The 13,235-nt window shown below is 65.2% G+C and carries 13 protein-coding genes; 11 read left to right on the forward strand and 2 right to left on the reverse strand.

Annotation, left to right across the window (positions count from 1 at the left end; translation table 11 throughout):
- Positions 1-4 precede the first annotated feature (4 nt).
- Positions 5-2,098, forward strand: a complete 2,094-nt coding sequence (locus IGS74_RS08345; protein WP_192391599.1) for a 3-hydroxyacyl-CoA dehydrogenase NAD-binding domain-containing protein — start codon at positions 5-7, stop codon at positions 2,096-2,098.
- A gap of 29 nt (positions 2,099-2,127) precedes the next feature.
- Here the strand turns inward: IGS74_RS08345 and IGS74_RS08350 are convergent, their stop codons facing one another.
- Positions 2,128-3,003 carry a LysR family transcriptional regulator gene (locus IGS74_RS08350; protein WP_192390888.1) on the reverse strand — a complete coding sequence of 292 codons (876 nt, stop codon included), beginning with the start codon at positions 3,001-3,003 and terminating at the stop codon, positions 2,128-2,130.
- Positions 3,004-3,099: 96 nt separating this feature from the next.
- On the opposite strand from IGS74_RS08350, the gene IGS74_RS08355 reads away from it, so the two are divergent.
- The 10 genes from IGS74_RS08355 to IGS74_RS08400 all read left to right on the forward strand — a co-directional run bounded on the left by IGS74_RS08355 (position 3,100) and on the right by IGS74_RS08400 (position 12,655).
- Positions 3,100-4,116 carry a hydroxyacid dehydrogenase gene (locus tag IGS74_RS08355; RefSeq protein WP_192390891.1) on the forward strand — a complete coding sequence of 339 codons (1,017 nt, stop codon included), beginning with the start codon at positions 3,100-3,102 and terminating at the stop codon, positions 4,114-4,116.
- A 60-nt stretch (positions 4,117-4,176) separates the two neighbouring features.
- Positions 4,177-5,178 (forward strand): ABC transporter substrate-binding protein, encoded by a 1,002-nt coding sequence (locus IGS74_RS08360; RefSeq protein ID WP_192390897.1) that lies wholly within the window; start codon positions 4,177-4,179, stop codon positions 5,176-5,178.
- 32 nt (positions 5,179-5,210) lie between these two features.
- A complete protein-coding gene (locus IGS74_RS08365) occupies positions 5,211-6,038 on the forward strand; it encodes an ABC transporter ATP-binding protein (protein WP_246723088.1) in 828 nt (275 codons plus the stop codon).
- Positions 6,035-6,928 carry an ABC transporter permease gene (locus IGS74_RS08370; RefSeq protein ID WP_039189243.1) on the forward strand — a complete coding sequence of 298 codons (894 nt, stop codon included), beginning with the start codon at positions 6,035-6,037 and terminating at the stop codon, positions 6,926-6,928. Before IGS74_RS08365 ends, IGS74_RS08370 begins: the two co-directional genes overlap by 4 nt.
- A 44-nt stretch (positions 6,929-6,972) precedes the next feature.
- Positions 6,973-7,854 carry a hypothetical protein gene (locus tag IGS74_RS08375; protein WP_192390904.1) on the forward strand — a complete coding sequence of 294 codons (882 nt, stop codon included), beginning with the start codon at positions 6,973-6,975 and terminating at the stop codon, positions 7,852-7,854.
- Positions 7,854-8,354 carry a PPC domain-containing DNA-binding protein gene (locus IGS74_RS08380; protein ID WP_039189250.1) on the forward strand — a complete coding sequence of 167 codons (501 nt, stop codon included), beginning with the start codon at positions 7,854-7,856 and terminating at the stop codon, positions 8,352-8,354. The genes IGS74_RS08375 and IGS74_RS08380 overlap by 1 nt, the downstream gene beginning before the upstream one ends.
- On the forward strand, positions 8,351-9,328 hold the full coding sequence (locus IGS74_RS08385; RefSeq protein WP_192390909.1) for a D-glycerate dehydrogenase: 978 nt from the start codon (positions 8,351-8,353) through the stop codon (positions 9,326-9,328). Before IGS74_RS08380 ends, IGS74_RS08385 begins: the two co-directional genes overlap by 4 nt.
- A 19-nt stretch (positions 9,329-9,347) precedes the next feature.
- The gene (locus IGS74_RS08390) at positions 9,348-10,055 is read left to right on the forward strand and encodes an RraA family protein (protein WP_246723089.1); all 708 of its coding nucleotides are present in this window, start codon (positions 9,348-9,350) and stop codon (positions 10,053-10,055) included.
- A 68-nt stretch (positions 10,056-10,123) separates the two neighbouring features.
- A complete protein-coding gene (locus IGS74_RS08395) occupies positions 10,124-11,884 on the forward strand; it encodes an acyl-CoA dehydrogenase (protein ID WP_192390914.1) in 1,761 nt (586 codons plus the stop codon).
- 12 nt (positions 11,885-11,896) lie between these two features.
- Complete coding sequence (locus IGS74_RS08400) at positions 11,897-12,655, forward strand: crotonase/enoyl-CoA hydratase family protein (protein WP_192390918.1); 759 nt, start codon at positions 11,897-11,899, stop codon at positions 12,653-12,655.
- On the opposite strand, the gene IGS74_RS08405 is transcribed toward IGS74_RS08400, so the two are convergent.
- Positions 12,627-13,223 carry a DedA family protein gene (locus IGS74_RS08405; protein WP_192390924.1) on the reverse strand — a complete coding sequence of 199 codons (597 nt, stop codon included), beginning with the start codon at positions 13,221-13,223 and terminating at the stop codon, positions 12,627-12,629. The genes IGS74_RS08400 and IGS74_RS08405 overlap by 29 nt on opposite strands.
- Positions 13,224-13,235 lie beyond the last annotated feature (12 nt).

Here is a 13,235-nt window from a genome sequence, read left to right on the forward strand (position 1 = left end):
TCACATGGACAAGATGCTCGAAACGCTGACGCCCCGGATCATCGAGCTGGGCGCGGCGCGCGATGCCCAGCCGCACGGCAACTGGCGCTATGCGATGGACGCGGACAGGGTGTTCTGGCTGGTGCTGGACAGGCCGGGCAAGTCGGTCAACGTGGTGGATCGCGAGGTGCTCGAGGAGCTCAACTCCGCCATCGACCGGATCGAGGAAGAGCGGCCGACCGCTGTCGTCCTGCGGTCGGCCAAGCCGGCCGGCTTTGCAGCCGGCGCCGATATCAACCAGTTCGTCGGCGCCTCCACGCAGGATATCCGGTCCATGCTGGGGCAGGGCCACATCGTGCTGGACCGCCTGGCGGCCCTGTCGATGCCCACCATCGCCGTCATCCATGGCCATTGCCTGGGCGCGGGGCTCGAGATCGCACTCGCCTGCCGCTACCGCCTTGCGGTCCATGGGGCTTCGCTGGGCTTTCCCGAGGTCATGCTGGGATTGCATCCGGGGCTTGGCGGTACGTTCCGCTCGCTGGAGGTGGCGGATCCGGTCGAGGCGATGACGATGATGCTGACCGGCAAGCCGGTCGACGCCCAGCGCGCACGCAGCATCGGCCTTGCCGATGCCGCGCTGGAAGAACGCCACGTCGCCAATGCGGTGGCGGCCATCCGCTCGGGCGAGATGCGGAAAGGCGATGCCGGTTTGCGGCGGCGGGCGTTTTCGCTGCGCCCGGCGCGAAGCCTGCTCGCCAAGCAGATGCGCCGGAAAGCGGCGGAAACCGCGCCCAGGTCGCATTACCCCGCGCCCTACAAGCTCATCGACATCTGGGAAGCCAATGGCGGCAGCGCCGACGCCATGCGCAAGGCCGAGCTGGACAGTTTCGCCGAACTGATAGAGACGCCGACGGCGCAAAACCTTGTCCGCGTCTTCTTCCTGCGAGAGAAGATGCGCGGCCTGAGGTCCGGCAGGTCGGCCATCTCGCATGTCCATGTGATCGGCGCAGGCGCGATGGGCGGCGATATCGCCGCCTGGGCGGCGCGGCAGGGGTTCACCGTGACCTTGCAGGACATCGACCTGAAGCCGATCGGACGCGCCATCAAGGCCGGTGCCGGGATGATGGCCGCGACGCTGAAGAACGACCTGAAGACGCGCGATGCGCTGGACAGGCTGATCCCCGATCCGGACGGCATCGGCGTCGCCCATGCCGACCTCGTCATCGAGGCGGCGCCCGAACGCATCGAAGTGAAGCGTGCGATTTACGAGACCGTGGAGCCGCGCCTGAAGGACGGGGCAATTCTGGCAACCAATACCTCGGCTCTGCCGCTGGAGCAGCTTTCGGACGGCCTTGCCGACCCGAGCCGGTTCGTTGGCCTGCACTTCTTCAACCCGGTCTCGCGCATGCAACTCGTGGAGATCGTCTCGCATCCGGGCGCCGGTGCGGAGACGCTGCGCCGCGCCACCGCCTTTGCGGTGGAACTGTCGCGCCTGCCGGCACCGGTCCGCTCCGCGCCGGGATTCCTGGTCAACCGGGCATTGACGCCATACATGGCCGAGGCGCTGCTGATGGTGGGCGAGGGCCTGCCGAAGGAACGCATCGACGCGCGCGCCGAGGCTTTCGGCATGCCGATGGGGCCGGTCGAACTGGCGGATCGGGTCGGGCTGGATATCGCACTCGAGGTTTCGGCCTCGCTTCGCAAGGGCCTTGAGGGCGACTTCCCGGAAACGCCGGCCTGGCTGGTCCAGATGGTCAAGGAAGGGCGGCTCGGCGCAAAGACGAATGGCGGCCTCTACGATTACGAGGACGGCAAGCCGAAAAAGATCCATGTCGACGCGATACCCGACGGTGCGAAGGACGATGCGGACCTGGAGGATCGCCTGATCCTGCCCATGCTCAATGCCGTGGTCGCGGCACTGCGCGAGGGGGTGGTGTCCGATCCGGACCTTGCGGATGGGGCGATGGTGTTCGGAACCGGCTTTGCGCCCTTCCGTGGCGGTCCCATGAAATACGCGCGCGATCGCGGCATCGACGCCATCGTGCGCCGCATGGAAGAACTGGCGGAAAAGCACGGTCCCCGCTTCCGGCCGGATGCAGGCTGGAGCAGCCTTGCCTGAAGTCGCGCGGGCTGCCGCGCCGACAGGCCTCAGCCCTTCGTGACGCTGCGCAGAAACGCCGCCACCGTATCGACGGCTGGCGAGCGGAAGGCATCGCGCCGGTACAGCAGTCCGAAACTGCGGTCATGGGTCGTTTCGGGACAGGCAATTTCGACCAGGCCCGTGCCATCGAGCTTCTGGCTCGACGCGAAACTGATCAGGTCGGTGTCGCCGATCAACCGAGGCATCAACACAAGGGAGTTGACCTCGACCTGGACACGCGGGTGCGACAGGCCGGCGCGTTCGAAGGAGTGGTCGAGCCATCGCCGCAGGGCGACGGTCGACGGCGGCAGAATCCATTCGTAATGCAGCATGTCCGCCATGGTCGACGGCGTGGAACAGAGCGGGTGGCCGCGCCTTGCCACGACGACGACCCTGTCGGAGATAAGAGGCTCGCTCTCGAATTCGTCGCCGCCCTCGGCCGTCGGACTGATCAGCAGGTCGAGACGGTTTTCGCGCAGGGCCTCGCGCAGGACGTCGTTCATGCCGGTCGCCAGTTCGATCGTTATGCCCGGTGTTTCCCGCATGACCCGCTTGAGGGCGCCCGGCAGAAGCGCTTCCGTCATGGTTGCGGCCGCGCCCAGGCGGACGTGCCCGCTGTGGCCCGTCGCATGGTTGGACAATTCCTGCATCGCATCCTCCATCCGAAGCAGAATTGCCTTCGCCCGGCGGTGGAACAGGATGCCGGCCGGTGTGAGCTCCACATAGCGTCCCTTGCGGGACAGCAGAGGCGTGCGCAGCACGTCCTCGAGACGGTCGACGCATTTGGTGACCGCCGGTTGCGTCACGCCCAACCGTTGCGCGGCCGCGCCGATCCCGCGACAGTCCACGATGGCCACGAAGTACCGGAGGTCGCGCTCGTTCATACTATTCCCAAAAATTATGAATTGCTGAATTTTATATATTAGACAGAATGAGTCAAGAATGGTTCGATGCCTGTGTTCCGGGGAGGGTACAGTCATATGCAACGAATCGTCCTGATAACGGCGCCATCTCTTGCGCCTGCCGGGCAGGCTATCCTGGCCGAGGCGGAATGCACCCTCCGCTACGTAACCGGCTTCTCCGACACCGAAGGGCTTCGGCATATTCTGAGGACCGAGCCGGTAGACGGGATCATATCGAGGACGATGCACCTGTCGGCGGATCTGATCGGGGCGTGCCGATCTCTCAAGGTCATTTCCAAGCACGGCACCGGAACCAGCAATATCGACATCGCCGCTGCGAGCCGGCAGGGCATCGGCGTCTTTTCGACGCCGGGGGCGAATGCCAGGGCGGTGGCCGAGTTTACCGTCGGCCTCATGCTGGCGGCAGCCCGCCGCATCGTCCGATTCGACCGCAGCGTCCGGATGGGAGAGTGGAGCCGGGCGGGCGACGGCGCCCAGCTTTCCGGCAAGACGCTGGGCCTTGTCGGCTATGGCCGGATTGCGCGGCAGGTGGGCACCATCGCTCACGCCATGGGGATGAGGGTCGTGGCCTTCGACCCGGCCCTGCCTGGCGTCAAGGATGCCGAAACCGTCTTCTGCGGCGATCTGCACGACCTTCTGGCGCGCAGCGATGTCGTAAGCCTGCACTGCCCGGCTATCCGGGGTGCGCCGCCGCTGATCGACGGACCCTCACTGGCCGTCATGAGGCGGGGGGCGATCCTGGTGAATACCGCACGTGGCGAACTGGTCGACGAAGCCGCGCTCGTGGCCATGCTCGACAATGGGCACATCAGCGCCGCGGCTCTGGATACCTTTGCGCATGAGCCCCTGCAGGATGGTCCCTTGCGGCGCCACCCGAACGTCATCCTGACGCCGCATGTCGGCGGCTCGACACCCGAGGCCCTGGACGAGATGGCGGCCCAGGCGGCGCGTAACGTGGTCGCCTACCTCGATGCCACGGCATCGGGGAATGCTCTGCCGGGGGAAATCGCACAGCTTTGCCTGAACCCGGATGTGCTGAAGACAGAACGGGGGCGATGCGACGCCGTCGCATGAGAATGCTGCAGCGCGCCGGGGAGGGTGCGCCGAAAAAATGACGATCTGGGAGGACTGATCATGAAACATCTGAAACTTTCCGCATCCGCGATCGCCCTGGCCATCGGCCTTGTCGGGCATCAGGCATCGGCCCTGGCCGACGATATACGGATCGCGGCCGGGACGGGCATCCTGTTTGCCCCTTTCCACGTGATGAAGCAGGCAGGTCTGATCGAGAAGCATGCCGAAGCCGCCGGTATCACGGTTACGCCCCAGTACCTGAATTTCCCGTCAGGGTCCGCCGTGACCGATGCCCTCATCTCCGGGAATGTGGACGTGATCGGCGTGGGTCTGTCCAACGCCCTGCTGCTCTGGTCCAGGACGCGCGGGGACATCAAGGCGGTGGCAGCCGTCAGCGGTACGGAAAGCATTCTGGTGACCAAGGATCCGGCCGTCCAGACCCTCGCCGACTTCAAGCCCGATAACCGCATATCCGTGACGTCGCTTCGCGTGTCCAACCAGGCGATCTATCTTCAGATGGCCCTCGACAAGGAGTTCGGCGATCCCAACCGCTTCGATCCGATGATGGTTCAACTTGGATTCACCGACGCCGTGCAGGCGATGGTGACGCCGAATGGCGCCATCGACACGATGTTCGCCGGCCCTCCCTATTACCAGCAACTGCTGGAGATGGAAGGAATGCACCCCGTGCTCAGTACGCTCGACGTGGCAGGCCCGACGACGAACCTCCTGGCCGTATCGCGGACCGCATGGCACGACGATCATGCCGAGGACGTCGCGGTCTTCCTTGGCGCGCTCGAGGAAGCCCAGCAGATCATCAACGACGATCCGGAGCGGGCCGCCGAACTCTATCTCTCATCGACGGGCGAGCGGTTCGAGAAAGACGAGTTCGCCGCGATGCTTGCGGATGACGGTAACGTTTTCCAGTCGCTGCCGATGGGAACGTTCCAGACGGCGGAGTTCATGGCCAGGATCGGCCTGATCCGAGACGCGCCGCAGGACTGGAAGGATTACTTCTTCGACAATCTGAAGGGGCGGCCGGAAGCCGCCAACGCCGACTGACGGCGAGGGGAGCCCGGAACGAGGAGGAACCCATGAACATGATCACCAAGCCGGCACAGCTACACAGCGCCGTCATCCCGGACGAACCCGTCCTCCGCATCGATGGAGTGACCTTGCAGTACGTTGCCGGCGGGCATTCCGTCATGGCCACCTACAAGGTCAGCGCCGATGTCTGCAAGGGCGATCGCTTCGTGCTGCTCGGCCCGTCCGGCTGCGGCAAGTCCACGCTCCTGAAGGCGATAGGGGGCTTCCACCGGCCAGCCGACGGGCAGATAACGCTGAACGGCAGGGTGGTCACCGAACCGGGTCCGGACAGGATGATGGTGTTTCAGGAGTTCGACCAGCTCCTGCCGTGGAAGACCGTGCTGCAGAACGTCATGTTTCCGCTTCTGGCGACCGGCCGGTGCAAGGACTGGAAGGAGGCGTCCGACCGGGCCAGCCGCTACCTGGACAAGGTGAACCTCAGCGGCTTTGCGGACAAGTATCCGCACATGCTGTCCGGCGGGATGAAGCAGCGGGTGGCCATTGCGCGCGGGATGGCGATGGAGCCGGAAATCCTCCTGATGGACGAGCCCTTCGCCGCGCTGGATGCGCTGACGAGAGCCAAGATGCAGGACGAGCTGCTCGAGCTCTGGGATGACACCCAGTTCACCGTGCTGTTCGTGACGCACTCCATTGCCGAGGCCATCAAGATCGGCAATCGCATCCTTCTCCTGTCCCCGCATCCCGGTCAGGTCAAGGCCGAGCTGAACGGGCTGGATCGGACCGATCAGTCTCCGGAAAAGGCCGCGAAACTGGAAGCCGAAATCCATGATCTGCTGTTTGCGCAGCCCGTCGAAGCAACCGGAGCCGCACGATGAGCGATCTTTCCGTCCGTCCGGGCTTTACCGGTAATGCCGTGCGCCCCGAAATCCGCCGCGAGCCGCGGCCCGCAACCGAATTCGGGCTGGTCGAGCGCCAGCTCACGCCGTGGGAAAGGGCCTGGGGTTCGTCCGCCGTCCGCAAGGCGCTCATTCTCGTGGCGCTGGCCCTGATCTGGCAGGCCTACGGCCTCTATGTGGGCAACGATCTTCTGTTTCCCACCTTCGGCCAGACCGTCGACGCCGTCATTGCCGGCTTTGCAACCGGGGAACTGCCATTGCGCATCTGGGGTTCGCTGAAAGTGCTTCTGGTCGGATACGGCATCGGCATCGCGCTTGCCGGGCTGTTGACCGTGTTGGCGATCGGAACGCGGATCGGCGAGGATCTGATGGTTCTGCTGTCGTCCATGTTCAGCCCCCTGCCGGCAATCGCATTGTTGCCGCTGGCCCTGATCTGGTTCGGGCTCGGTAACGCCAGCCTCGTTTTCGTCCTGGTCCATTCCGTCCTGTGGGCGGTCGCGCTGAACACGTTTTCCGGCTTCCGCTCGACCTCGACCACGCTGCGGATGGTCGGCCGAAACTACGGGCTGAAGGGATGGGGCTTCGTCTCGCAAATCCTTGTGCCGGCCGCTTTGCCGTCCATCGTCACCGGCCTCAAGATCGGGTGGGCTTTCGCATGGCGCACCCTGATCGCAGCCGAGATGGTGTTCGGCGTCTCGTCCGGTTCGGGCGGGCTTGGATGGTTCATCTTCCAGTCCAAGAACATGCTCGACATTCCAGCCGTCTTCGCAGGCCTGCTCGCGGTGATCGTCATCGGCCTGTTCGTCGAAGGCGTCCTGTTCAAGGCGCTCGAGGACAGAACCATACGCCGCTGGGCCATGGCGTCCTGACCGCCCATCGGCATCCATAGCTAATCCAAGAGGAACGAGTTCCAATGAACGTCGCCACCAAACCCACCGCCGCCCGGGCCGCCCCGGACGTGGTCGAAACCGTCGCCGCCTATTTCCGCTCCGCGCACTGGAACGAGGTGATGGAGGCGCTGCAGATCGACAGCGAGCCGGTCTACCATCTGCACGCCTATATCGAGACCCAGATCCACCCGATGAGCCTGGAAGAGATCGTCAAGGGCTACTTCGCCCGGATCGGGCGCCCCGTCCACCGCAAGATCGAGATATTCACGTCCGGGCAAGTGGCGGATTCCGGCTCGATCCACGGCATCGAGCCGCAGGGGCTGCCGCATTTCGACCTTCTCTGGAAGTATTCGCCCGATGCCCTGATCAAGCCGGCCGCGCGCGCCGACAACGTGGAATGGTGGGGCGCGTCCTACATGAAGGAATTCTATGCGCGGTACCCATTCGTCACCGAGATGACGCCGGACGCGCAGAAACAGGTGGACGCCTATTTCGCCGGCCCGGCCTGGGCCCGCTACTGCGATCTCAACGAGCATCGCGACGTGGTCCACATCCATGCCAATGTCGAAACCAGCCTCCACCCGGACCTGATCCTGAAACCGGCCCTGGCTGCAATGAAGAAGCGCGGATGGGATATCCACGAGGTGGTTCCCGTGGCCTTCCAGATGCGCGGCCAGATGCATGGGAAGCTGGTCTTCATCGCCGACAAGCCGGAAAAGATCTTCGATATCGCGTGGTGCTTCAACCCGACGGTCGCCTTGATCCCGTCCACTCGATACTGGCTGACGACGGAGGATCCGACCTACGACGCACGCACCATGGCGGAACTGCCGCTGCTGCTGAAGCGCGATCCCTATCGCCTGCTGTCGCTGGCCGAGGTCGAAGCCGTGGTGGAGGCGATCTGATGCTCGACCAGGCGACACGATACTTCGACAGCGCGGCGGGAACGGCGGGCAGGGTCGTCGCGGCGCGCATCCATCCGGATCGCGACCTTCTCGAAAGCGTGGAGGAGGTCTGCCGCGCCCACGACATCTCGTGCGGCGTCATCACCACCACCATCGGCAGCTTCCGCCGCCTGGCCATGCACTACGTGGACAGGGTCGAGCCGACGAAGGAGGAAGGGTACACGCGCCAATTGGTCATGGAAGGGCCCTTCAGCCTGATCGCGGGACAAGGCATCGTCGCGCCGAGCCTGCAGCCGGGGCGCCTCGATATCCACTATCACTGCGTGGCCAGCGGCAAGGACAACCGCTTCTACGGCGGCCATGTCGAGCCCGGCACCATCACCCTGACGACACTGGACCTGGTGATCCAGGAAATTCACGGCATCGACATCGTCCGGGGGCGGGACCCGCAGACAGGCGTGATCGTGACGACGATCAAAGAGAAGGAAAGCGCGCGATGAAAGTCTTCATAACGCAGCCGCTGGAAGAGGAGGCCGTCGATCTCCTGCGCGGCGCCGGTATCGAGGTGGCATGCTCGAACGTGAACCGTCCTTTGACGCGTGGCGAGTTCCTGGACGGAATACGCGATGCCGACGGCGCGATCTTCGTATGGCACACCGAGCATCTCGACGCGGAGGCCATGACGATGGCCCCGAAGCTGAGGATCGCTGCACGGCGCGGCGTCGGCTACGAGAATTTCGACCTGGAAGAAGCGAAACGCCGCGGCATTCACGTGACGGTCACGCCGGTTCATACGCATACGATCGCCGATCTGACCTTCGGCTTGATGATCAACGCCGCGCGCAAGCTGCATCTTGCCGACCACTATGTCCGTAGCGGGCAGTGGACCGAGGCCGGCACCGCCGTGGCCCGCCGGTTCATGGGATACGACGTGTCCCACAAGACGCTCGGCATCATCGGCTTCGGCAAGATCGGCAAGAACATGGCGCGACGCGGGCGCGGCTTCGAGATGGAGGTGCTGTACAACGACCCCGTCCGGCAGCCCGAGGCCGAGGCCGAGTTGAACGCCACCTGGGTTCCGCTCGACGAGCTGTACGCCCGGTCGGACTTCATTTCCGTCAATTGCGCGTTGACGGAGTCGTCCCGTCGGATGATCGGGCGGGAGGCGATCGACAAGATGAAGGATACGGCCGTGATCGTCGTTTCGGCGCGCGGCGGCATCGTGGACGAGGAGGCGCTTTACGAAGCCCTGACGACGGGGCGCCTTGGTGCCGCCGGCCTCGACGTCTTCGAGGAGGAGCCCGTCAGCAGGAATTCTCCGCTTCTGACGCTGGAGAATGTGGCCTTGTCGCCGCATCTCGGTACCAGCGTCCAGGAAACCCGGGTGAAGATGGCGGTCACCGCGGCCGAGGAGGTCATTCGCGTCCTGCGTGACGAGCAGCCGGCCTACCCGCTCTTCAGTCTCAGCGCATGATGGGTCGGAGGTCTTGACCATGAACGAGATGACGCAAGCAACAGCGGCCGAATGGCCGACCGGATTCCGGGTCAACCCGCGTTGCCCGGGCCCCATGCCCAAAATCGTCGAGGCTTATCGGGCCGTACCCACCTGCCACGCGGGCGATGTCATGGGACGCCATACGGGATCGGTCGGCCTCAAGGCCTATCACGCGGACCTGTCTCTGGTGACCTGCGGGCCGGCGGTCACCGTGCGCATCCGCCCGGGCGACAATCTCATGATCCATCTGGCGATGATGATGGCGAAGCCCGGCGACGTCATCGTGATCGACGGAGGCGGCGACGTGTCGACGGCGGTCATCGGCGGATTGATGCGGACAACCGCCGTGGCGCGGGATATCGCCGGTTTCGTCCTGGACGGAGCGTTGCGCGACGTGGCGGAGTGGGCGCAACCCGGCATTGCCGCTTACGCCCGGGGCCATACCCTTCGTGGGCCGTCCAAGGACGGGCCGGGCGAGGTGAACGTGCCGATCGCCTGCGGTGGGCTGGCCGTCAATCCGGGGGATCTGATCCTGGGCGATGCCGATGGCGTCATCTGCATTCCCGCCGCGGATGTCGAGCGTCTGCTTCCCTTGTGCCTGGCGCACGCCGAAAAAGAGAAGGGTATAGCGGCTCGCAACGCCACCGGACAACTCGATCGTCAACGCTTCGACGCGTTGCTGCGTGCGAAAGGATGCCCCGTCTGATTGACGTAAACGTAAACCCGCGCTAGCTGAATGCCTCTGCATCGAACTGCCGGGGAGGGGCATTCAGCATGTACAAGGCACCCGTTTCGGAAATCGGCTTTACCCTCAGGCAGGTCATCGGCCTGGACGATGCGATGGGGCGGGGCAAACTGGGCGATCTCACGCCCGACCTCCTCGACGCCATCCTGGAAGAGGCCGGGCGTTACGCCGGCGATGCCGTTGCTCCTCTTTACGAAAGCGGCGACAGGATCGGCGCGCATTTCGACAAGGGTGTCGTCACCATGCCGCCCGGATGGGGCAAGCTCTATACCGATTGGTGCGCGGCCGGCTGGAACGCCCTGACCGGCCCGGTGGAAGCCGGCGGGCAGGGGCTGCCCACGGCGCTGTCGGCGGCGGTGACGGAAATGTGGAACGGTGCGTCCATGGCCTTCGGCATCGGCCCGACGCTGACCATCGCCGCCGTCGAGGCGCTGCACAAGCATGGCAGCGAGGCGCTGAAGGCGATCTACCTGGAAAAGCTGACCTCCGGCGAATGGACCGGGACGATGCAGTTGACGGAGCCGCAGTCCGGCTCCGACCTTTCGGGCCTGCGGACCCGCGCCGAGCGGCGCGACGACGGCACCTACCGCCTGTTCGGCCAGAAGATATTCATTACCTTCGGCGAGCACGACATGACCGACAATATCGTCCACATCATCCTCGCGCGGCTGTCGGATGCGCCGGCGGGGGTGAAGGGCATTTCGATGTTCCTGGTGCCGAAGTTCATTCCCGATGCGGATGGCCGGCCCGGCCTGCGCAACGACGCCTTCTGCGTCGGCATGGAGCACAAGCTTGGCATCCATGCCTCGCCCACCTGCACCATGGTCTACGGTGACAATGCCGGCGAAACCGGCGAGGCCGGCGCGGTCGCCTGGCTCGTCGGCGAGGAAAACAAGGGCCTTGCCTGCATGTTCACCATGATGAACTCGGCGCGGCTCTATGTCGGCGTGCAGGGACTTGGCGTCGCGGAGGCGGCGACGCAGAAGGCGCTGGCCTATGCAAAGGACCGCCGGCAGGGGCGCGCCCGCGATGGCGGCGAGGGCATGGTGCCCATCATCCAGCATCCGGACGTCCGCCGCATGCTGATGACGATGAAGGCCCTGACGGCGGCGGCCCGCGCCATCTGCTATTCCTGCGCCTTCGCGATCGACATGTCGCACGCCGAGGACGGCGCGGAAGCCGCGCGCTGGGCCGACCGCGCCAGCGTGTTGACGCCGATGGCCAAGAGCTTCGCCACCGATATCGGCGTCGAGGTGGCGTCGATGGGAATCCAGGTCCATGGCGGCATGGGCTTCATCGAGGAAACGGGTGCGGCGCGGCTGCTGCGCGATGCCCGGATCGCCCCGATCTACGAAGGCACCAACGGTATCCAGGCGATGGATCTCGTCATGCGCAAGCTGCCGCTCGGCGGCGGTGCGGCCCTCGACGCACTGTTGGCCGAGATCGAGGCGGATATCGACGCCGTCGAGACCGCCAATCGCCCGGGCATCGCGCAGATGGCCGAGGGGCTGCGCGAGGCGCTGGACGATCTGCGCGACGCTACCTTTTTCCTGCGGCAGGCCGGCGTGGACGATGCGCTTGCGGGAGCGACGGCGTATCAGCGCCTGTTCTCGCTCGTGCTCGGCGGAGCGCTGATGGCACGCGCCGCGCTGCGCGCCGACGAGGGCACCGGCCACGGCGCGCTGGCGCGCTTCATGGTCGCGGACATCCTGCCGGAAACGCGCGGGCTGAATCGCAAGGTCAAGGCAACGGGCCGTGCGCTCGAATCCATCGAAGCGGCACTGGCCTGAGGGGCGAACCGAATGAGCGAGCTGGTCATCATTGAGTTGGCGGATGGCGTCATGACGCTGACGCTGAACCGACCCGACAAGAAGAACGCGCTCAACCAGCCGATGTATGCCGCATTGGCCGACGCGCTGGATCGCGCAGGGGCGGATGACGCCGTACGCGTGGTCGTGGTGCAGGGAGCGGAAGGCGCATTCTGCGCCGGCAACGACATCGGCGATTTCATGCGCTTTGCCAATGAGGGCGTGGGCCTGGAAGAGACATGGCGCTTCCTGGAAGCGCTCGGGCGGCTCGAAAAGCCATTGATCGCGGCTGTCGACGGGCTGGCGATCGGCATCGGCACGACGCTGATGTTCCATTGCGACATGGCCTTCGCGACCGCGCGTTCGCTGTTCCGCACGCCGTTTCTGGATCTCGGCGTCGTGCCGGAAGCCGCATCCAGCCTTCTGGCGCCGCGCGTGATGGGCCCGCAGAAAGCCTTTTCGCTGCTTGTCATGGGCGATCCGTTGGATGGCCGTCAGGCTGCGGATGCAGGGCTTGTCACCCTTGTCGAGGATGGCCTGCCGGTCGCGGACGCGGCGCGTCAGGCGGCACGGCGACTGGCCCGCAAGCCGCAGGGTGCGCTGGACGTCGCGCGCCGTCTGATGCGCGGCGACCGGGAAGAGGTGCGCCAGCGTATCCGCGAGGAGGTGGCGGCCTTCGACGAAAGGCTCCGCTCTCCGGAAGCGCGGGCGGCCTTCGACGCCTTCATGGCGCGTTCTTCTTCCGCCGCATGACGTACAGGCCGTAGGCAACGGCGGCGACGCCCAGCCCGATGCCCACGACATAGAAGGCCTGACGGCCATAGTGCAGATAGTGCTCCAGCTCCGTGCCGAAGGCATAGGCCGCGAAAGCCCAGAGGCCGGTCCAGAGGGCCGCGCCGGCGGCGTTCGCTACGATGAAATGCAGCCAATGCATGCCGGTGATGCCGGCGACGAGCCCGTTGAGCTGTCGAAGAACCACGAAGAACCGCGCGAACAGAACGACAAGCGCGCCATGCTTCAGGAATTGTCGCTCCACGGCGGCAAAGCGCGGTTCTGTCAGACCTACCTTGGAGCCATAGCGTACGATAACCGGTCGGCCGACCGTGCGGCCGATAACGTAACCCAGATTGTCGCCCAGCACGCCGCCGGCCCAGGCAGCCAGGAACACCGTCCAGATATCCAGCTCGCCGCGCCCGGCCAGAAGGCCGGAAGCGATCAGCAGGCTTTCGCCGGGCAGCGGCAGGCCGGTGGATTCCAGAAAGATGATGACGAAGATGGCGATGGCGCCATAGGCATGGAGAAAGCCCAGTACCTGATCCATCGGCGAACCCTT

The organism is Aureimonas sp. OT7 (assembly GCF_014844055.1).
Taxonomy (GTDB): domain Bacteria; phylum Pseudomonadota; class Alphaproteobacteria; order Rhizobiales; family Rhizobiaceae; genus Aureimonas; species Aureimonas altamirensis_A.